We start from the raw sequence: 18,786 nt of genomic DNA on the forward strand, positions 1-18,786 counted from the left end.
AACTAAAATATTTGAAGCTGATTAAATAATTATTTCAATCACAATACCCTGGTTGAGATGTAATATATCCACCTTCTCCCCACTTTTACCTACGGCTTCTTTTTTCATGGAAATGTATTCTTCACTAATCTCATGACCCTCAATGGTTATTTTGCCCTCTTTTTCCAGAGCCGATGATATATCCTGCGGATCCTGAGACTGTAAATAAGATAAAATTTTAGGGGCATCACCTTTAAATTCAGGCCCGATTTTATTCATTAAGGGAGTGATTTCAACCACTTTTTCCTGAATATCCAGCTTACCACTATCCAGATTCAAGTTGGAAATACGTATGGTGCCTTTAATATCATCAATAAGTGGTTTTATAGTGGAAATCATAGCAGAAGACGAGGTGTAGATATTTGTTTCTTTTATGGTGGCATTCAAAGGCATTCCTTTAGATGATTTAAATCTTCTTAGATCTCCTATTATTTCCACCCCTAGATTTCCAGTATCTTCCGCCATTGAGTCGATTAAGTCTACCTTGACTGCTGGCCATTCCATTTGATGAATGCTTTTATCAGAACTAAGGTGTTGATATACTTCATCAGAAAAGTGAGGTGTTATTGGTGCTAATAATTTAAGAGAGGTTTCAATCACTGTTTTTAAAGTATACTGGGCGGCTTCTTTAGATTTTAGATCATTATCATCGTTGTAAAGCCGGTATTTAACTGCCTCTATATACTCATCACAGAAATCATGCCAGATGAAGCGTTGAATAGGGTTTATTATCTGGGCAAAATTGTACTGTGCCATGGAAGAGCTTACGTCTTCTACCAGTCTATTTAATTTGGAAAGAATCCAGCGATCCATGGGTTTTAAATTAGTGAGGTCCATGTCTGGAGTTTTGAATTCAAAAATATGCATGCTGATAAACCGGAAGGCGTTCCAGAATTTTCTTAAGAATTTGTAACCATATTTAACATCTTTCCAGGCAAAGGGAACATCTGAGCCGGGTACACTATTGGAAGCCCATAGCCGGAGTGCATCTGCACCATAATCTTCCAGTACTGATTCAGGTGATATGACATTGCCCCGGGATTTACTCATCTTATGTCCATCCTCCCCAAAGACCATTCCATTTATGACTATCTGATGGAATGGTTCCATACCAGTAAGGGCTTTGCTCCGTAGGGTGGTATAAAAAGCCCATGTACGGATAATATCATGACCCTGAGGGCGTAAGTCTGCTGGAAAATAATTTTTGAATTGTTCATCTGGCCAGCCTGCTATTACCAGAGGGGATATGGAACTATCCATCCAGGTATCCAGAACATCCTCTTCTGCCTGGAATGTGCTTCCTCCACACTGGCATTTCCAGGGAGGATTTACCTGGGTAGGGTCCACCGGTATCATTTCCGGGGTGGCCACATGGACTTCACCACAATCTTCACAGTACCATACGGGGATGGGTGTAGCAAATATCCTCTGACGGGAAATGCACCAGTCCCAATCCATGGATCCCGTCCAGTTAAGTAATCTGGTTTTCATATGCTCGGGTATCCAATCCATGGCATCTGCAGCTTCTTCAACCTGATGAACCAGTTTTTTTACTGCTACAAACCATTGTTTTTTAACCAGGATTTCAATTGGTGATTTACATCTCCAGCACTGACCTACGTTCTGCTCCACCTTTTCCTTTTTAATCAGACATCCCTGTTTTTCCAGGTCTTTTATTGTTTTTTCCTTGCACTGGGAAAGAGTTAATCCCTCATATTTTCCAGCAGCAGAAGTCATGATACCCTGTTCATCAATGGCTTCGATGATGTCCAGATCATATCTATTAACCCATGAAACATCAGTTTTATCCCCAAAAGTACAGATCATAACAGCACCTGTACCGAATTCTGGATCAACCTCACTATCCGTGATGATCTCAACTTTCTGTCCAAAAATCGGGACCTGGACTTTTTTACCTTTTAATTCATGGTAACGATCATCTTCAGGATGTACTACCACTGCCACACAGGCAGATAGTAGTTCTGGACGGGTGGTGGCAATCATAACCCCTTTATCTGCATCTTCTGAGGGAAATTCCAGAAAATTTAAGAAAGTTTCATTTTCATTATATTCCACTTCTGCAAAGGCAATAGCAGTTTCACAGCGAGGACACCAGTTTACCGGATGTATTCCCTGGTAAATCAAACCCTGTTCTTTCATCTTTAAAAAAGAAAGCTGGGTTTTTTGCATGTATTCTGGAGTCATGGTGATGTATTCCCGGTTCCAATCCTGGGAAAATCCCATACTCTGCATCTGGTTTTTCATGGTGGCGATGTTATCACGGGTAAGATCAACACACATCTTTCTAAAATCTTCCCGGGAAACATCATTTTTCTTAATGGAATGGGTTTCTTCAACTTTAACCTCGGTAGGAAGACCATGACAATCCCAACCCTGGGGAAACAAAACATCAAAGCCATTCATACGTTTGTAACGGGCAATTATGTCCATGAATACCCAGTTAAGTACATGACCAATATGTATGGATCCGGTGGGATAAGGAGGAGGAGTGTCAATTATGTAACGAGGTCGGGTACCATCACCAATAAAACGGTGCAGTTGATTTTCCTGCCATTTTTCCTGCCAAATTGATTCTTTTTTATGATCATAATCTTTTGGAATGTTATCTGCTGTCATATGTCTCTCCTATTATGTTTTAGGTAATTTATTTTGAATAATAACCTCATCAAGGGATTTAAGCTCCCGGGATAAATTTTCAGGTGAAAATTTAGAAACCTGTTGATTGAAGCATAACAACGATTTATTTAATTATTTTAAATGCATGTCTAAAATTAATACACGAAAATCTTTAGAAACACAATATTTCCTGGGCCGGTTTTTTAGTTCATCAAGCAATTAAAATAATATATAGGTTTTATTAAGTAAGTGATATATGTACTTGTATAAAAGCCCATATTAATAATAATGGATAATGCCCTTTACCCCGGATATATCCAGATTAGTGTAAGTGAATTAAAATATTATTAAAAAATTAAGCTTAAATTTGACCTGGTGAAAAATGATGGAAATGATGTGGTTTTATATAGCAGTGGCTCTGGCCATAAGTGATGAAATCCATACCAGAGTAATGTGGAATGTGTTTTTTGATTTTTATGTCCTCCTGGCAGGACTCATACAAAAAACAGTTTCTTCAAACATTGGTTTGTGGTTAATACACGAATTTCTGGAATCAGTTTTCCATTTTATAGTATTGTCTGTGGTATTTTTATCAGTGGAAATAGGCTTTTTAGGAGCCTTAATTCATATGCTGGTGGATATATACCATGAAATTTCTGGTGTAAATAAAAGCCATATTTATCACCGGGCCTTACATTTTACAGTAGAATCAATATTCTTTATAATGATTTTAGGATTATAAAAATAATTTTTAAAAATATGGAGATGAATAATGCCAGTTATAACTTTTGGATATCAGGACCTGCAGGACTCAGGCGTAGATATAAATCCTGAAAAGCTCATTGAAATTCTTCCAATGATAGGGAGTGATATTGAAGACTTTGATGAAGAAACTGTTAAGGTAGAATTCTTTCCTAATAGGCCAGACCAGCTATCAGTAGAAGGTGTTGCCCGTACTTTAAAAGGTTTTTTAGGGATTGAAAAGGGTTTACCTGCCTATGATGTGGAAAAAACATCTATGAAGGTATATGTAGATGAAAATTTAGCCGAAATCCGCCCTTATATCAGTTTCGCCATTGTGGAAAATATAAAAATGGATGAACAAAAGTTAAAGCAAATTATGGAGTTCCAGGAGGACCTGCACTGGGTAATTGGCCGGGACCGTAAAAAAGTAGCAATAGGGATACATAATCTGGAAGTTATTGAAGCACCTTTCTATTACAAAGCCATAGATCCAGATTCCATAACATTTACACCCCTGGATTCTCTTAATGAAATGACACCCCGGGAAATTCTACAGGAACATGAAAAAGGAGTTAAGTACGCTTCTTTAATTAATGGATTTGAAAAATATCCTCTAATAATGGATAAAAACCATCAGGTTCTATCTTTGCCCCCCATTATTAATGGTGAATTAACCAAACTAACTACTCATACCCGGAATGTTTTAATTGATGTTACTGGAACTGATTTAAAAGCAGTTAACCAGGCCCTGAATATAATTGTAACTTCACTATCAGAATCCGGTGGTAAAATAAAGAGTCTGGAAGTAGTTTATCCAGATAAAAACCAGGTTACACCGGATCTTAAACCAAAAGAAAAGGTAGTGCATCTAAAAAAAGCCCGGGAAATCACAGGACTGGATTTGAATCTGCAGGATATGAAAGATTTATTGGGTCGATCCCGGATGGATGCTGAGATAATTTCACCGGAAAAATTAAAGGTTGCTATTCCGGCTTACCGGGTGGATATACTCCATGAAGTAGACCTGATTGAAAGCATCGCGATTAGTTATTGTTTTAACAATATAGAATCTTATTTGCCGGATATAGCAACTATTGCCCGGGAAAATCAGTGGTATAAAGTAGATAAGCTCCTGAGAGATGTAATGGTTGGTCTGGGTTATCAGGAAGTAATGAGCCTCATGCTAACCAATGAAAACAATCATTATCAATGCATGAAACAGGAAGAAGATGAAAGGGTGGAAGTAGCTCAGCCCATATCCCGGGATAGGACCATGATCCGTAAGAGTCTCCTTAATGGTTTAATGGAATTTTTAGAAGATAATAAACATGAAGACCTGCCTCAAAAAATATTTGAAGTGGGAGATGTGATATACATCGATCCGGACCAGGAAACACAAACTAAGGTTCTTAAGAAAATAGCAGCCGTGGTTACCCATTCTAATGCAAATTTTACTGAAATAAAATCCACAGTAGCTGCTTTTTTGGAAAATTTAGGATATGAAATGGAAATAGAACCCGTGGATAATCCTTCATTTATTAAGGGACGTTGTGCAGGAATAAAAGCTATTTTGGATGAATCCACCCCAATAAATGGATTTTTTGGAGAAATGGATCCAGAAGTAATAAGCAATTTCCAGCTGGAATATCCGGTGGTGGGTTTTGAATTAACCTTTGATAATTAGAGTTAATACTCTAATTCTTTTTTAGTTATTTATTAACTCCGTAACTTTATGTTTTTATCACCAGGGCATCTAACTTATTTAATTAAAGGTTCTATTCTCCCATAATTGTTATTTTTATTTTACGGGTCCGTGGCCCATCCAATTCTACAAAAAATAAACTCTGCCAGGTACCTAAATCCAGTTTACCATTTTCAAATGGTAGTGCTTGGCTTCCTCCCAGCAATATAGCCCTAACATGAGCATCAGCATTGTTATCAATGGTATTGTGACCATATCCTTCGTTTTCCGGGACCAGTGCCTCCAGGGTATCTTCCAGGTCACGGAGTAAATTGGTCTCATGTTCATTGATTATGATGGCTGAAGTGGAGTGTCTGGAAAAAATATTGATTATTCCCTGGCTTAGTGTTACTGTCTTTAATATTTTTTCTACATCTCCAGTGATATCTCTCATTTGCACTCTTTTAGATGTGTTTATATTTACAGTCTTACTAACTATTTGCATAAGATAGGCCCCCTGTTGAATTTAACCATAGTAAGTTTGTAAGAAAAATTATCATAATGGTTAGTTAGACAAATTATCTGTTATTTTGAAATTTTATATTTTATGCAAAATCAAAAAAAAAGATGCAAAATAATATTTCAAGTACTTAATGCTACAGACGAGTCCCCAGGGCCATAATAAAAAATCATTAAATATCCTCAAATTTGATTAACTACAACTCCCATATTGGATAACAGGTATATGCACAAGGAGGATATTGATAATGATGAATATTATTGATAAATTTAGTAAACAAAGCTCATGGGTAATATTTACCATTACTTTTGCCAAATTTTTATTTGGAATAGGTCTGGGTATATTGCTGGTGGCTTATCTGCCTGATTATAACTGGGAATTTTATGGATGGGGGATAATCATATTATCTGTGCTATTGCAAATTCCCGGAGTTTATAAGCTTTTAATTAAAAAATAAGTGAAGGTTAAGGAAATTTATTTTTAGAAAAATGCGGATAAAACAATGTCAATTAAAGAAGCACGGTTTTTATTACCGGTTTTTATAATCCTGTTAATGTTAATGTTCATTCTACCATTTTACAGTTTCCCTGGTTATTCCCTGCTAAATCACACCACCAGCCATTTAGGAGCACAAAATGCCCCTAATGCATGGATTATGAATCTGACCTTTATTATTCTGGGATTGGCCTGTGCAGGGGAATCATTTTTACACTTAAAAAGATATCCCCTGAACCAGATCTTATTAATTATTTTTGGGGTGGGGCTTTTTATGGTGGGAATTTTTCATCACGCCCCGGTTATAGGGAATGATAACTACAGTATTATGGAAGATAATCTGCATTCTATATTCGCCAGTCTGGTGGGAATATCATTCACCTTGTTTGCGTTTTCTGCGGTTTTTATTGAAAATAATAATTTGAGAAGGATTATAGCTTTAGTGGTGGCTATCATGGCCATAATCTTATCCATCCTTATGTTCAGGGTGGTTGATTATATGGGAATTTGGCAAAGAATAATGTTCATCGCGGCTTTTAGCTGGTTAATCTTCTTTTTGGAGGGTATCAGAAGTAGTAATAAAAAGCTTATTAAATCATCGGAGGTTTGAAAATGCTAAAATGGGTGATGTTGTATGGTTTTCTGGCTTCTATTATTTTTATTTTCACCTCATGGCAGATTATAAAATCAGGAAAACAGGAAAGAATTTTATTTAGATTGATGATTATAATTACCGGAATATTTTTTTTGGGAGGTATGGTCCTGGTACTCCCTTTTATTCCCCAGCCCAGGATTGAAAATATTTTTTTACAGTACCTGTTGGGTATTCCTCTGGCAGCTGCCGGTATAATTTTAAGAATTTATCCCCTGCTCTATTTTAAAAAAAAGGGTACCCGTTCTGATCTGGTAAAGCCGGGTAAGCTGGTAACTGACGGACCTTATAGTATTATACGACATCCCCAGTATGTAGCGGGTGTTATTTTTATAATTGGCTGGTTTTTGATTTGGGGAGGATTATATAGTTTTTATCTTATTCCAGTGATTGCCATAGCCATATTCCTGCAGGCACTTATTGAAGAAAAATATATCCTGGAAGTAGAATTTGGTATAGAATATCAGGAATACCAAAAAAAGGTAGGCATGTTTTTACCTAAGATAAGAAAATAGCCCAAATTCAGGTATAAATAATCCCCGCTGAAATATTAATCCGAACTGGAAAACCGGGAAGTTAAATTATATAGCTTACTTTTATCCTGATAAAAGGCCCTATGGGGGCAAACCTCCATACAGCACAGGCAGTTAATACAATCACTGTAATTAAATTCTGGTACCAGCACTCCATGTTGCATGGCCTGTACCGGACAGCTTTCCACACAAATATTGCAATTTTTACATTTATCTGGATTTATGGCCGGTCGGGCCCACCAGAATTTCATTATGGCCCGGGAAAGAGAGGAGGGAATCATCTCTACCGAGTAGGCAATATTGGATGGCCATTTAAAATCATCCACCACTGGAGGATTCCATCCCCGAATATCCATATTTTCCAGTTTTCCTTCACCTAACCCCTGTTTTATGGCAATACGGGTGGAAGGAACTTTATGAGGGGGCATTTTCAAAAGATGACAGATATAAGTATCCAGGGCCACACCATCAGTACTGGCCAAAATCATGCCCAGTTTACGAGGATCTCCTCCAGAAGGTCCAGGGCCTTCCATCCCCCAAACTCCATCCACCAGGTTAAGGGTAGGCCTGCTCAAGGCATACACATCCACCACACTTTCTGCAAATTCTGAAGGTTTAGGGTTTTTTCTGTGAATATCTGCTTTAGTAAACCCGGGTACTGTTCCATACATATTCTTAATAGCACAGGTAAAAAGAGTCAGGCTATGGGTTTTTATTTTAGGAAGGTTGATGATTACATCTGCATCTAAAACAGCCCGGGAGAGGGGATATTTTTTCCCTGATCTTTTAGAGATATATGACCCCGCAGATTCAAAATTCACCAGTTCAATCCCTAATTTTTTACTGATATCCTGATAACCGGTGGATTTCCAGAATTTTTCTATATCCCGGAAAAAACCACCGGGACTATCCCCTATAACAGGGATGGCTCCCTCCTCCAGAACCATCCCGGCCAAAGATTCCACCAGCTGAGGATGGGTGGTGACCTGCTCATCTGGTTGGGCTGCCCGTAACATGTTGGGTTTCAATAAGACCCTGTCTTTTTTATTTATAAAAGATTTTAATCCACCTAGATGGTTTAAGCATTCATTTAAGGATTCTTGAATTTCAAGAGGAGCATAAGAATTACACTTTGCTATAGAAATTGGTGTTTTTTCCATGGAATTACCTTTTAAGTATAGATTAAGTCTATGTTGTTTTTATAGTTGCTAATAAATTTATTTAACTAATTTTTAATAATTTTTTTTAATTATTTAAAACTACAACCCTCATTAATTAAAGAAGTAAGAGGAGTATTAAATCATTTAATAAATATTTAAAGATAGATATAATAAAAAAATTGTCAGGAGGTTGCTCATGAAAAAGTATATGAGTATAGTTCTCATCCTGTGTGCCCTGGTAATTGTATGTGGTTGCACTGGTTTGGGAGGTGTAGGTTCAGGTAATGTGATTAATGAAACCCGGAGTGTTAGCGGATTTTCAGAAGTTTCTTTAAGTGGTATAGGAACCTTGATAATCACACAAGGAAATGAAGAGTCCCTTATAATAGAAGCAGATGATAATGTGTTGCCTTTTATAAAAACTCAGGTCAATAACAATAAACTGGAGATTAGTTATGATACCGGGATGCCTGCCCCCACTGAAGAAATAAAAATGTATCTTACTCTTAAAGATATCAGTTCAGTGGAGATTCAGGGAACCGGAAAAGTAGAGTCCAGCCAGTTAAACACTGATAAACTGAATATCAACATTGAAGGTGCCGGTAAGGCAGATATAGAAAATTTAACTGTGAATGAATTGGTAAGCAATATTTCCGGAGCAGGGCAGATATTTTTAAGTGGAAGCGCCAGTAGCCAAAAAGTAACCATAAATGGTGCAGGAAACTATCAGGCAGAAAATCTCCAAAGCATGACTGCTGAGGTAAATATAAATGGAGCAGGAAATGTTATACTTGATGTCTCTGAATTCTTAAAAGCAATTATAAGTGGAACCGGAAAGGTAGAATATACTGGAAATCCTGAGTTGGACCAGCAAATAAATGGTGCGGGAACCATAGCTAAAAAGGCGGGCTAGAGAATAATTCGTCCCTTATTTTTTTTTTAAAAATTCAGATTTGATATTATTCTTTTAAAGGACAGTATTATCTAAAAATTATTAATATCCCTTAGTAAAAAATCTGCTAAAAAAGATAAATGTAAAATATTAAAAAAAGAAATGAATTTTATTAAAATTCATCACCTTATAATCCAAAAGATTTCTTTAACAGTTCTACATTAACATATCCTGCCCGGAAGAGTTCTCCTGTTCTTAGATCATTAATTACTACTTCAGCAGGGGCGAACATTCCTTTATCGATTTTATAGAAATCATATTCCGCTTCTTTAAATACATCATAGAAAGGTTTTCCATATCCTTCAGAACTGGATGCAGGTAATTTATCTGCTAATTCTTTTAAATCGTCTCCTTCTTCAGATTGGATGTAGTAGTAAGTTCTTCCACCAAATAATACTGCATCATTGGTTTTTCCCATGGCTTTTAGTCCATCAGGATCAACTGGAGCAATAGGAGCAATTCCTGCTGCGTATTTAACTTTGGTTACATCAAAGTGCAGTGCTTCCAGCATCTTGTAGGTACCATTTTCCACCACTCTTCCGGCAATCTGGATGGATCCCACCAGGGAAGAGGTAGGGGCCACCAGTATGTATACGTTTTCAGCAGTTACTCCACAATCTTCTGCAATTTTATCAGTTACATCACTACCCGGCAGGTTGTCTGCTTCCAGAGTTAGAATGGCAATATCAGCGTCATCTTCGTAATTAATTTCTTCATAAGTTTCAGCAGGTTTTTTAGCAAGAGCACGGGCTGGTCCAGAACCTAAAGCGAAGAAATCCCCTACACTAACCGACCATCCTGCTTTTTGAGCACCCAGAGTAGATATGGCAGGAGAATCTGTTTTAATTTTTACTGAAGGTAGGGCAAAGCTTTCTGAAAGGTCTCCAGGAATGGAAATTCCCACTTCAGCCAGTCCTCCCAGACAAACCTTAGTGTAGAGTTCACCGGCTTTCAAACTACCATCAACATTAACACCACAGTCAATTAAAGTGGAACCATTATCCAGTTTTTCCACCTTAATATTCAGCTCATCTGCTTTTTCAATCATTTCATCTACTGTTTTTTTTGCTTCTAAATTGACACTAACCATAAATTCACCTCAATAATTTTTTTTTAAATTAAATATTTAATAAAAATCAACTAAACTTTTCTAGCTTCATTAAAATCAACTTCATAGATATGGGCACTGATGGAGTGAATAGTAACTGAACCTGTAGACAACTCTACCTCTCCAGCAACATACTGGGCCAGGTAGGTTAAACCAACAGCATTGGGAAACCAGGCACCGTAAATATCATGAGAACGCCACAGAGCAGTGGTGTGAAGTTTATTGTCCCTTATTTTAAAATCCACCAGGATCATACAGGGAACTTCATCTGTTTTACTATCCTGGATGGGATCCCAGGTAATTGAAATGGCTCTTCGAGATTCATTACAATTTTTCAGGCGATTTATGGCTTCCTGAATTTGATCAATCCCTGCAAAGTGCGCCCGTAAGCGGTTTCCATAGGTGTATACAAATCCCTGCTTATCATTACTAATAAATTGCTGGGAATACTTTTCCAGTTTTTCTCCACTCCAGAAGTATCCTTCTGGAACCATTATATTTTTTATGCCCATCAGTTTGTCCTGTAAATTATTCAGATAAAAATTATCAGAAGGGGTCTTTCCCAGTGGTTTTTCAATGGTTACCATGACATTCAATAATTCTCTGGTAAGTGAGCCTCTCTCATCCTTTATTTCAACACCATCTTCCATTATTTTTTTTACCAGGGTTTCCCATCCATCGGCGATTTCTGAAACCCTAATTAATTCTGCCATTTAGCTGCCTCCACCATGTTTTTTAGTTTAGAAAACGCAGAGTGGCGAGATAGCATTCTCATTCCACAGTCAGGATCGATAATCATGTTTTCATTGCCCATTATATCCTGGCCCTGTTTAATAAGATTTCTTATAGAATCTACACCTTCTACATCTTCTTTTTTGGTATCAATGCACCCAAAACCTATTTTTTTACCCTTAAAATCACTTACACTTTGGAGTAGTTGAATGTTTTTATTGATACCTGCAAATTCGCAATCAATAATATCAACTTTGAATTTTAATAGTTGATGGAATACCCCTCCCACATCTCCACATACATGTAGGGCCACCGGAACTTTTAAATCTTTGGAAATGATTTCTACACCTTTACGGGCAGTGGAAACATCCACCAATCCTGTGGAGATAAATGGTTCATCAATCTGGATAATATTAGCTCCTGCATTTTCCAGGAATTCCGCCTCTTTTTTTAGGGCCTGGGCCATATCCATAATGGCCTCCTCTTTTTCATGAGGATTATAAAATCCTTCTATCCGTGAAGAGTAGACCATGGTACTAGGACCAGTTACAAGTCCTTTTATTCCTTTTTTATACAAATCTTCTTCAGGAAGATTTAATTTCCTTAAATTCTTATTTAAAATATTCTTAGCATATTTCAAATCATCTGCACCTATAGAAGATAAGGGAATGCTAATTTTATTTTTTATTTTAGATAAGTGGCCTTCCACCACCATTCCCGGTATCTTGCTTGCAAATAATGGAACCATCTCCCCCCTGAGCTGTCCATCAGAAACTATATCTATCCCTGCATTAAGCTGATCAGAAACCGCCAGATTAATGGCGGCCTTATATGGGTCCTGAAGGCCTAAAAAGTCAGATATTTTTTCTATTGGTGATGATGGATTCTTTAAAATCACTGGATAGCTTCCAACAACAGTAGTTAGCATAGTATTTACCTTTTTTATGAAATTGCGTACATTTTATCTTTAATGCAAATTTTGATAGATTAGAAAATAGGTTCTATTCTATTATTCTGATTATACCTGACCCTATAAAAATTTAATTTAATAAATAAATCCTGACCCTGGCACAATTTAATAAGGGAACATTTAAAAAAAAATCTATTCACTTAGAAATTTAATCAAACAAATTTAACTGATTTATTGGATTTCAATAGTTAGCTTACATAATTAAAAAAAATTAGTAAAAGATTATTTATTGGTGGGAAACTGCTTTTATCTTTTCAATTTCTTCTAATTCCACAGGAAGTTCCACTGCTGCGGTACCATAACATGGTTTGGTATAAGGGATAATAATGGTACCTTTTTCTTCATTTATTCCAATAGGAATAGGAGGGATGCCAATTATTCGTGCACCCAGTATTTTTTCTCCAGGTTTTATAAAAACAATTTCTCTGGCATTCTCCTGTATAATTTTAGCACAATCCTTAAATCCTGCCCGGGATAAAAGAATCTGATAGTCATCTGATTGTTGTAGATAAGTTTCAAGACAAAATGACATTAAATCACCATTTCTTCAATAGCCCTATCCAGTTTAACCCTGAGAGGGGTGGGATTGTGATAAGCTCGTGCCGAAACTATTTTTGCCCCGGTACTTTCTTCCACCTGATTTTCAAATTCTTCCAGTAATTGAGGATCTTTTTCAAATACCATAGCAATGGACGGGACCTGGAGTATATGATAAAAGGTTACAAAATAAGATACTGCTGCGTCTTTATGAGCAAAACCTAAAAGAAAATCATATGATCCTTCATCCAGGGCAACTAAACAGGAATCAATATCTATTTTACAGGTAAGGTAATGTTCTTCTGGATCTGAAATTTCCATTAGCTTCATTGCAGATGGAGTTCCAGCAATAGTAACTTCAAAACCTTTTTTCTTAAGTTGATATGCAGCATAAACTGCTAAAGGAGTCTGAGATGGTGATTCAGGACAACCCAGTAATATTAAGGCTTTTTTCATTAATTACTCCTCCTTATTATCTGAATAATTTTTAAATCTGACCATTAAATTGAAATTCATCCTCCACATCAATCCTTCTTTAAGAGAACTATATGGGATGCTACCATTGCTGAGAGGAAAATAAAGGTAAGCAGTGCGGTTCCATTCATAGAACGATTTATTAAAAATAGTCCTATTAATGCCTGGGCAGTAAATGCACCCAGAGATCCTATTAATAGTGCTTCCCGCCCCAAATATTTCTTATCGCCATTTTCTCTTCGTTCCCGGTAGATGTGGAGCATCTTTAGTCCAATAAAGATTATGCTTGCACACCAAATTAAGAGCATAATCAAAGTAAGATAACCGAAATCATAAGACCATCCAAATATTCCCGGTAACATGTAATCTATGGTATCCTTCCTATTAACCAGTATTCCAAAAAACACTGGAAACGGCAGGCCAAATAACAGCAGAAGAGACATGGGAAGGGATATATATCCATCTGCAAATCCGGTAGATGTGGCCCAGTATGCTGATTCGGGTTCATGGCCCAGCAAGGTAGTATTGTTAATAACCATATTTAAACTGGGTGTGGCAAATGTTTCCAGCCGCAATATTCTCAATAATGGACTAAAAATGGGCATTTGCAACGCTTGAGAAAGAAGTTCCAGTCCCCCAAAACCAGCCACCCCTGCTGCAACCATTAAAATTATTCTTTTAATGGTGAAAATAGATTTCTGGCGAAATGATTTTGAAATAAGGAAAACCCCGATTAATAGACCAAGTAACCAAAGTAAGAGAAAAGATCGGTGCATTAATCCCCCGAAGATGGTAATGGCCACTATGATAAGATAAATAAATCCTTTTAATTTACCAATTTCTACTCCAGAGTCTTTCATCATAGGTAGAGCAGCAAGCGCCGTTATGACCGCTAAAAGTGCGATAGGTCCAAAAGGGTGTGTAAATTCATTTTGCCCGAATGCCAGGAATAGATAAAGTGCATCAATACCAAATAGTACCGTAAATCCTATTCCTAATCCCAGAGCAACGAAAAGTACTGCACTTAAAGTCATAGGAAATAAATTCAACAGGAAAATTATCCCTAAATAAAGGATGATTCCTATTTCAATTATAAATTGCAGATGATTTTGAGCTATTAAAGCCAAGTTATTCCTCCGTAAAAATAATCTAATTCTTGCCTGATTAAAATGGCAATTGAATTAAAGATTCTATATATTCATGATTTAATTAATCTGGTTATTAATAATATCTTTAATTTTATAAATAAGCAGCTTGAAAAAATATTTGATTTTATATTACAAATTCATTGCTTAATTTAATAAACTATAATCATGGTCATTAAGGAGCTTCAATCAGAAATAATCTTCTGAAAAACAATCATATCTTCCCCTTTACCATTATAGTCTTTTATTACCTCTTCCCCGCCAATAATGTTGGTTTTATAACCATGATTCTTTTTAAATCCCATTTTAGTATAAAAATCTATGGCGGTTTTATTGACTGGTTTGGTAATTAAATAGACTCTTTTACAACCCATTTTAATCACCACCTTTAAAAACTTTTTGATTAAATCGGTACCCAGGCCCATTCCACGACAGGAGGGATGAACACATAAAAGATGAATATAGGCATCTTCTTTATTTTTTTGGGACATGAATCCAATTAAAAATCCAGCTAACTCCTTAACTTGCTTTTCATCTTCTATTTCAGCTAAAAAGACTGTATTTTGAAAAAATCTGGTGAATATGTGGTAAATTGAATTTCTCTCAGTAATCATTGGGCTGCAATTTAGAGCCAGATTGGCAATGGCCTGGAAATCATCTTCAACCGCATTTCTTATAATTATATTATCCATTTATATCACCATAATACCCTGATAATTTTTTTAGTAATATCTCTTGATCCATCAATGTTAAAAGCATTAACTATAAATAGAAAGAAATTAAAGTCTTTATGTTAATTGTAAATGGGGTGGTAGCTCAGATGGTAGAGCGTCGCCTTGGCATGGCGGAGGCCCCGGGTTCAAATCCCGGCCATTCCACTTTTTTATTTTGAATTAAAAATTATTTAATTAAATCTGGGGAAAGTAGTCTAGTTATTTGATTAAATATTAAGTAGTCTATAAGAATGCATATGAATTTTTTTAAATTTTAAATAGATTATTTAAAAATATTTGTCTCATGAATCAAAAACATAGATATTTAAAATAAATTATTTAAAAATATTTGTCTCATGAATCAAAAACATAGATTACTATTTTAAAAGGAGTTTAGGGCTATTAATCGCAGTATATTTCCTTGGTTGGCCTGATGCCTCGTAAATATTATCTATAATAACTTCAAAAAGATCATCAGTGACTAATTTTTTATCACGATCATCATTCACCAGTAATCGCAGGGCAATATTTACAATTTCATCCACATCCAGAGAACGGTACATCAAACCTCGCTGTATATAAAATTTATCCACAGATAGAAGGTCTCCCGGGTAGCATGAAATTACAGGAGTGCCGGATATAGCTGCCTCACGGTTCATGGTACCCCCTGCACCAATCATAAGGTCACATTTTCTCATCAAGCTGAAAGTATCCACTGGAGGCTTGATAATGGTAACATTTTCATAATCCTGAAATATTTCTGATTGTTCTTTAAAACGAGGAATAACCAGTATGTTGGCATATTCCTTTAAAATTTCCACTATAGGAGATAATACTGATTCTCTGCAATTTGCATCAAGGTAAGAAGCTAAAGAAGGTTCAGGCCTCATTAAGATGGTTTTTGATTTTTTTAGATCAAGTCCCATATCCTGGAAAATATTTTCATTGTACTGGAAGTTTTTAAAGTGAATAATCTCTGAAGTTCCCTGATAGCGCTGTATTTTATTAGGATCCGCGCCAAGTCTTACAATATCCCATACATCAATAGCATGAGGCATTATGATCCTATCACATAGAGGAAGGGTTAATTTATTAGCCGCCAGGGCATGTTCATTGTCCAGGATATATACACTGGGAATGCCCAGACCAAAGGTGACTCGGGGAAGTTCTATGGAATGTTTAGATACTGCAACATCTGGTTTTTCTTTAATAATTAGTTTAGAAAGTTCATATGATCTTCTGGTGTTTTCTTCAAGTTTTTCAGCCAGGGTAACTCCATGTTTACCAATAGATTCAAATTCAAATCCGAATAGATCCATCAGGCGATGGATATCTCCAAATTTACGGGCAGTTACTATTAATTCCTCCCCTTCTTCCTGAAAATATTCTATAATATTTTTAAAAAATCGTACATGAGGAGCATTGGTAATATCTATCCAGATTTTCATTTAAATCACACCCGCATTGAAAAAGTTTTTAAACTCATACCATAGGTTCTTCTATTCTGACATAAATTTTTCCAGAGATTCAATGATTTGAGAGAGTCCTTTATTTTCTTTCAGACTGGTTTTAATAACCTGAACATCCGGATTAATTTTTTTAACATCTCCCACCATTTTATCCTCATCAGCCCCCACAGCAGCGGCAATATCAACTTTATTTATAACCACCAGATCTGCATCTTTAAAGATTAATGGATGTTTTTCAACAGTATCATCTCCTTCGCTGACACTGATAACCACCACCCGGATATGGGACCCTAAATCAAAGTCAACCGGACAAATTAAGTTTCCCACATTTTCTATAAATAAAATATCCACTTCTTCCAGGGGCAGGTCGTGCAGGGCATGTTCCACCAGATGAGAGTCCAAATGGCATTCTTTACCAGTATTAAGACCAATAACCGGTACATCATATTTTTCAAATCGTCCGGCATCAAATTTGCTTATTACATCTCCGGCGATAACTGCCACCGGGTAGTCCATTTCCTGGATTAACTTCTCTATAAGTGAAGTTTTTCCTGATCCAATGGCTCCTAAAAAATCTACTGCAAAAACATTAGCCTTATCCAAAATTTTCTGATTTTTCTTGGCCAGTTTTCTATTGGCCAGCATAATATCGTGCTGTATTTCTATATCAGCTATCTTGTGCATCTTCATCACTCTTTTCAATTTTGATGTTTTTCACATTACATTCTCGCCCGGCAGTAATGTTAAGATTTCTTTCCTCACATTCGGGGCAATTTATAACAGGTACATAATGATCCAGTTCGTCAGTATTTGCTTTTCCTTTAAAACCGCATGAAAAACATTCTATTTCTATTGGAATCTCTTCCATATTAAATTTAGCCCCATTTACAATAGTATCTTCACTTAAAACCTCGAGCATAAATTTTAATTGCTCCGGATTAAGCAAGGTCATTTGGCCAAGTTCTACTGTTACCTCCAGTACTTCAATGGCTTCATTTTTTTCGGCTGCCTCGATTACGGTCTTAACAATAGCATCAGCCATAGATAATTCATGCATTAATCCACCTCTAATTATAATCTATCAAATTCATTTTTTAAAATTTAAAAAAATATTTAAAAAAGTATTTTTGTAGAATAGTAATATTCCATTTTTATACATCTAATTATTATAAGAAGCTTATTAATAAAGTTAACAAATAATAAAATTATAATTCATGATTATATAATATTCCTAAAATAAAGTATATGGATAATAGCCAATTAATTCTAAAAAAAGAAGGGATTTATGGCTTATTACAGCACCGGGTGATTATAAATGATAATAGGTGGTTCTTCTTCTCAAAAATTAGCAGCCAAAGTAGCAAAAGAATTAAATGATCAGTTGTGTCCCATTGAAACTCGTAAGTTCCCTGATGGTGAGCGTTATATTAGAATAAAGGGTGAAATTGAAAAAGAAGTGGTGGTAATACAATCAACCGGTTTTCCCCAGGACGAAAATATAATGGAACTTTTATTTATCCTTAAAAATCTCAAAAGTCTTGGTGCAGAAAAAATAAAAGTTGTTATTCCTTATTTTGGATATGGAAGGCAGGAAAAGAGATTTAAAAGAGGGGAATCTGTTTCGGCTGCGGCAGTTGCCAGTTTGATTGAGGATTGCGGTGCCAGCGAGCTTATATGTATAAATCTGCATGAAAAACAGATGTGTGATTTTTTCAATATACCGGTACATGAATTATCTGCTATACCTCTCATAGCCCGGCATATCCAGGAACAGCTGGAAAATCCCGTGATAATAGCTCCGGATAAAGGCGCCCTGCTACATGCCCAGGAAATATCTCGCATACTGGATTGTCCCTGTGATCATATGGAAAAGACCAGATTATCACCGGATAAAGTGGAAACCAGGGTTAAAAATCTGGATGTGAAAGGATTACAGGCAGTAATAATTGATGATATTATCAGTACCGGTGGAACCATTGTGAATGCCACAGAAATCCTGATGCAGCATGGTGCAGAAAGTGTCACTGTGGGGTGCGTGCATCCTGTGCTGGTGGAAGATGCTCTTTTGAAGATATTTGCTACCGGAGTAGAAGATGTGCTGGCCACCGATACCCTTACTTCCCAGGTTAGTTCCATCAGTGTTGCTCCTCTTATTGCAGAAGCATTGAAATAAAATATTATTTTTTTAGTAAAATAGTAAAATATATTTTTATAAAATACATTTA

The 18,786-nt window shown here is 36.2% G+C and carries 20 protein-coding genes and 1 tRNA gene; 8 read left to right on the top strand and 13 right to left on the bottom strand.

The window, feature by feature from the left end:
* Window positions 1-21: 21 nt before the first annotated feature.
* The gene (locus HYG87_RS03150; protein ID WP_211533785.1) at window positions 22-2,676 is read right to left on the bottom strand and encodes a valine--tRNA ligase; all 2,655 of its coding nucleotides are present in this window, start codon (window positions 2,674-2,676) and stop codon (window positions 22-24) included.
* Between the two features lie 382 nt (window positions 2,677-3,058).
* Between HYG87_RS03150 and HYG87_RS03155 the strand changes: the two genes are divergently transcribed.
* Both HYG87_RS03155 and pheT read left to right on the top strand, forming a co-directional pair.
* Window positions 3,059-3,418, top strand: a complete 360-nt coding sequence (locus HYG87_RS03155; protein WP_320055114.1) for a hypothetical protein — start codon at window positions 3,059-3,061, stop codon at window positions 3,416-3,418.
* A gap of 30 nt (window positions 3,419-3,448) precedes the next feature.
* The gene (gene pheT / locus HYG87_RS03160; RefSeq protein WP_211533786.1) at window positions 3,449-5,104 is read left to right on the top strand and encodes a phenylalanine--tRNA ligase subunit beta; all 1,656 of its coding nucleotides are present in this window, start codon (window positions 3,449-3,451) and stop codon (window positions 5,102-5,104) included.
* A 91-nt stretch (window positions 5,105-5,195) separates the two neighbouring features.
* Here pheT and HYG87_RS03165 read toward each other — a convergent pair whose 3' ends face one another.
* Window positions 5,196-5,606, bottom strand: a complete 411-nt coding sequence (locus tag HYG87_RS03165) for a secondary thiamine-phosphate synthase enzyme YjbQ (protein WP_211533787.1) — start codon at window positions 5,604-5,606, stop codon at window positions 5,196-5,198.
* 262 nt (window positions 5,607-5,868) lie between these two features.
* On the opposite strand from HYG87_RS03165, the gene HYG87_RS03170 reads away from it, so the two are divergent.
* Genes HYG87_RS03170 through HYG87_RS03180 form a run of 3 tightly spaced genes read left to right on the top strand, consistent with a single transcriptional unit; the run spans window position 5,869 to window position 7,283 of the window.
* Window positions 5,869-6,078 carry a hypothetical protein gene (locus tag HYG87_RS03170; protein ID WP_211533788.1) on the top strand — a complete coding sequence of 70 codons (210 nt, stop codon included), beginning with the start codon at window positions 5,869-5,871 and terminating at the stop codon, window positions 6,076-6,078.
* A gap of 45 nt (window positions 6,079-6,123) precedes the next feature.
* Window positions 6,124-6,726, top strand: a complete 603-nt coding sequence (locus tag HYG87_RS03175) for a DUF998 domain-containing protein (protein ID WP_211533789.1) — start codon at window positions 6,124-6,126, stop codon at window positions 6,724-6,726.
* 2 nt (window positions 6,727-6,728) lie between these two features.
* Window positions 6,729-7,283 carry a methyltransferase family protein gene (locus HYG87_RS03180; RefSeq protein WP_211533790.1) on the top strand — a complete coding sequence of 185 codons (555 nt, stop codon included), beginning with the start codon at window positions 6,729-6,731 and terminating at the stop codon, window positions 7,281-7,283.
* A 35-nt stretch (window positions 7,284-7,318) separates the two neighbouring features.
* On the opposite strand, the gene HYG87_RS03185 is transcribed toward HYG87_RS03180, so the two are convergent.
* Entirely contained in the window at window positions 7,319-8,461 is a 1,143-nt protein-coding gene (locus tag HYG87_RS03185; RefSeq protein WP_211533791.1) for a DUF362 domain-containing protein, read from the bottom strand.
* Between the two features lie 196 nt (window positions 8,462-8,657).
* Between HYG87_RS03185 and HYG87_RS03190 the strand changes: the two genes are divergently transcribed.
* A complete protein-coding gene (locus tag HYG87_RS03190; RefSeq protein WP_211533792.1) occupies window positions 8,658-9,374 on the top strand; it encodes a head GIN domain-containing protein in 717 nt (238 codons plus the stop codon).
* A gap of 166 nt (window positions 9,375-9,540) precedes the next feature.
* On the opposite strand, the gene mch is transcribed toward HYG87_RS03190, so the two are convergent.
* From mch to HYG87_RS03225, 7 genes are all read right to left on the bottom strand, one after another.
* A complete protein-coding gene (mch, locus tag HYG87_RS03195; RefSeq protein WP_211533793.1) occupies window positions 9,541-10,503 on the bottom strand; it encodes a methenyltetrahydromethanopterin cyclohydrolase in 963 nt (320 codons plus the stop codon).
* A gap of 50 nt (window positions 10,504-10,553) precedes the next feature.
* Window positions 10,554-11,234 carry a thymidylate synthase gene (locus tag HYG87_RS03200; protein ID WP_211533794.1) on the bottom strand — a complete coding sequence of 227 codons (681 nt, stop codon included), beginning with the start codon at window positions 11,232-11,234 and terminating at the stop codon, window positions 10,554-10,556.
* A complete protein-coding gene (locus HYG87_RS03205) occupies window positions 11,222-12,181 on the bottom strand; it encodes a methionine synthase (RefSeq protein ID WP_211533795.1) in 960 nt (319 codons plus the stop codon). The genes HYG87_RS03200 and HYG87_RS03205 overlap by 13 nt, the downstream gene beginning before the upstream one ends.
* Before the next feature lie 268 nt (window positions 12,182-12,449).
* Window positions 12,450-12,755 carry a DUF1894 domain-containing protein gene (locus tag HYG87_RS03210; protein WP_211533796.1) on the bottom strand — a complete coding sequence of 102 codons (306 nt, stop codon included), beginning with the start codon at window positions 12,753-12,755 and terminating at the stop codon, window positions 12,450-12,452.
* On the bottom strand, window positions 12,755-13,216 hold the full coding sequence (locus HYG87_RS03215) for a DUF1890 domain-containing protein (protein WP_211533797.1): 462 nt from the start codon (window positions 13,214-13,216) through the stop codon (window positions 12,755-12,757). Before HYG87_RS03215 ends, HYG87_RS03210 begins: the two co-directional genes overlap by 1 nt.
* A 68-nt stretch (window positions 13,217-13,284) precedes the next feature.
* The gene (locus HYG87_RS03220; protein WP_211533798.1) at window positions 13,285-14,361 is read right to left on the bottom strand and encodes a hypothetical protein; all 1,077 of its coding nucleotides are present in this window, start codon (window positions 14,359-14,361) and stop codon (window positions 13,285-13,287) included.
* Between the two features lie 203 nt (window positions 14,362-14,564).
* On the bottom strand, window positions 14,565-15,071 hold the full coding sequence (locus tag HYG87_RS03225) for a GNAT family N-acetyltransferase (protein WP_211533799.1): 507 nt from the start codon (window positions 15,069-15,071) through the stop codon (window positions 14,565-14,567).
* A gap of 113 nt (window positions 15,072-15,184) precedes the next feature.
* Between HYG87_RS03225 and HYG87_RS03230 the strand changes: the two genes are divergently transcribed.
* Window positions 15,185-15,257, top strand: a tRNA-Ala gene (locus HYG87_RS03230).
* 212 nt (window positions 15,258-15,469) lie between these two features.
* Here HYG87_RS03230 and HYG87_RS03235 read toward each other — a convergent pair.
* From HYG87_RS03235 to hypA, 3 genes are read right to left on the bottom strand one after another with little or no spacing between them, the layout of a single operon-like run.
* Window positions 15,470-16,540: a DUF354 domain-containing protein gene (locus HYG87_RS03235; protein ID WP_211533800.1), complete on the bottom strand. Its 1,071-nt coding sequence runs from the start codon at window positions 16,538-16,540 to the stop codon at window positions 15,470-15,472.
* 51 nt (window positions 16,541-16,591) lie between these two features.
* A complete protein-coding gene (hypB, locus tag HYG87_RS03240; RefSeq protein ID WP_211533801.1) occupies window positions 16,592-17,245 on the bottom strand; it encodes a hydrogenase nickel incorporation protein HypB in 654 nt (217 codons plus the stop codon).
* The gene (gene hypA, locus HYG87_RS03245) at window positions 17,229-17,618 is read right to left on the bottom strand and encodes a hydrogenase maturation nickel metallochaperone HypA (protein WP_211533802.1); all 390 of its coding nucleotides are present in this window, start codon (window positions 17,616-17,618) and stop codon (window positions 17,229-17,231) included. Before hypA ends, hypB begins: the two co-directional genes overlap by 17 nt.
* A 258-nt stretch (window positions 17,619-17,876) precedes the next feature.
* On the opposite strand from hypA, the gene HYG87_RS03250 reads away from it, so the two are divergent.
* The gene (locus tag HYG87_RS03250) at window positions 17,877-18,734 is read left to right on the top strand and encodes a ribose-phosphate diphosphokinase (protein WP_211533803.1); all 858 of its coding nucleotides are present in this window, start codon (window positions 17,877-17,879) and stop codon (window positions 18,732-18,734) included.
* Window positions 18,735-18,786: the final 52 nt, after the last annotated feature.

This window comes from Methanobacterium alkalithermotolerans, assembly GCF_018141185.1.
Taxonomy (GTDB): domain Archaea; phylum Methanobacteriota; class Methanobacteria; order Methanobacteriales; family Methanobacteriaceae; genus Methanobacterium_F; species Methanobacterium_F alkalithermotolerans.

Bases quoted from the DNA above. Each gene is read 5' to 3' on its own strand.
- HYG87_RS03150 (WP_211533785.1), bottom strand. From the start codon at position 2,676: ATGACAGCAGATAACATTCCAAAAGATTATGATCATAAAAAAGAATCA.
- HYG87_RS03155 (WP_320055114.1), top strand. From the start codon at position 3,059: ATGATGGAAATGATGTGGTTTTATATAGCAGTGGCTCTGGCCATAAGT.
- pheT (WP_211533786.1), top strand. From the start codon at position 3,449: ATGCCAGTTATAACTTTTGGATATCAGGACCTGCAGGACTCAGGCGTA.
- HYG87_RS03165 (WP_211533787.1), bottom strand. From the start codon at position 5,606: ATGCAAATAGTTAGTAAGACTGTAAATATAAACACATCTAAAAGAGTG.
- HYG87_RS03170 (WP_211533788.1), top strand. From the start codon at position 5,869: ATGATGAATATTATTGATAAATTTAGTAAACAAAGCTCATGGGTAATA.
- HYG87_RS03175 (WP_211533789.1), top strand. From the start codon at position 6,124: ATGTCAATTAAAGAAGCACGGTTTTTATTACCGGTTTTTATAATCCTG.
- HYG87_RS03180 (WP_211533790.1), top strand. From the start codon at position 6,729: ATGCTAAAATGGGTGATGTTGTATGGTTTTCTGGCTTCTATTATTTTT.
- HYG87_RS03185 (WP_211533791.1), bottom strand. From the start codon at position 8,461: ATGGAAAAAACACCAATTTCTATAGCAAAGTGTAATTCTTATGCTCCT.
- HYG87_RS03190 (WP_211533792.1), top strand. From the start codon at position 8,658: ATGAAAAAGTATATGAGTATAGTTCTCATCCTGTGTGCCCTGGTAATT.
- mch (WP_211533793.1), bottom strand. From the start codon at position 10,503: ATGGTTAGTGTCAATTTAGAAGCAAAAAAAACAGTAGATGAAATGATT.
- HYG87_RS03200 (WP_211533794.1), bottom strand. From the start codon at position 11,234: ATGGCAGAATTAATTAGGGTTTCAGAAATCGCCGATGGATGGGAAACC.
- HYG87_RS03205 (WP_211533795.1), bottom strand. From the start codon at position 12,181: ATGCTAACTACTGTTGTTGGAAGCTATCCAGTGATTTTAAAGAATCCA.
- HYG87_RS03210 (WP_211533796.1), bottom strand. From the start codon at position 12,755: ATGTCATTTTGTCTTGAAACTTATCTACAACAATCAGATGACTATCAG.
- HYG87_RS03215 (WP_211533797.1), bottom strand. From the start codon at position 13,216: ATGAAAAAAGCCTTAATATTACTGGGTTGTCCTGAATCACCATCTCAG.
- HYG87_RS03225 (WP_211533799.1), bottom strand. From the start codon at position 15,071: ATGGATAATATAATTATAAGAAATGCGGTTGAAGATGATTTCCAGGCC.
- HYG87_RS03235 (WP_211533800.1), bottom strand. From the start codon at position 16,540: ATGAAAATCTGGATAGATATTACCAATGCTCCTCATGTACGATTTTTT.
- hypB (WP_211533801.1), bottom strand. From the start codon at position 17,245: ATGCACAAGATAGCTGATATAGAAATACAGCACGATATTATGCTGGCC.
- hypA (WP_211533802.1), bottom strand. From the start codon at position 17,618: ATGCATGAATTATCTATGGCTGATGCTATTGTTAAGACCGTAATCGAG.
- HYG87_RS03250 (WP_211533803.1), top strand. From the start codon at position 17,877: ATGATAATAGGTGGTTCTTCTTCTCAAAAATTAGCAGCCAAAGTAGCA.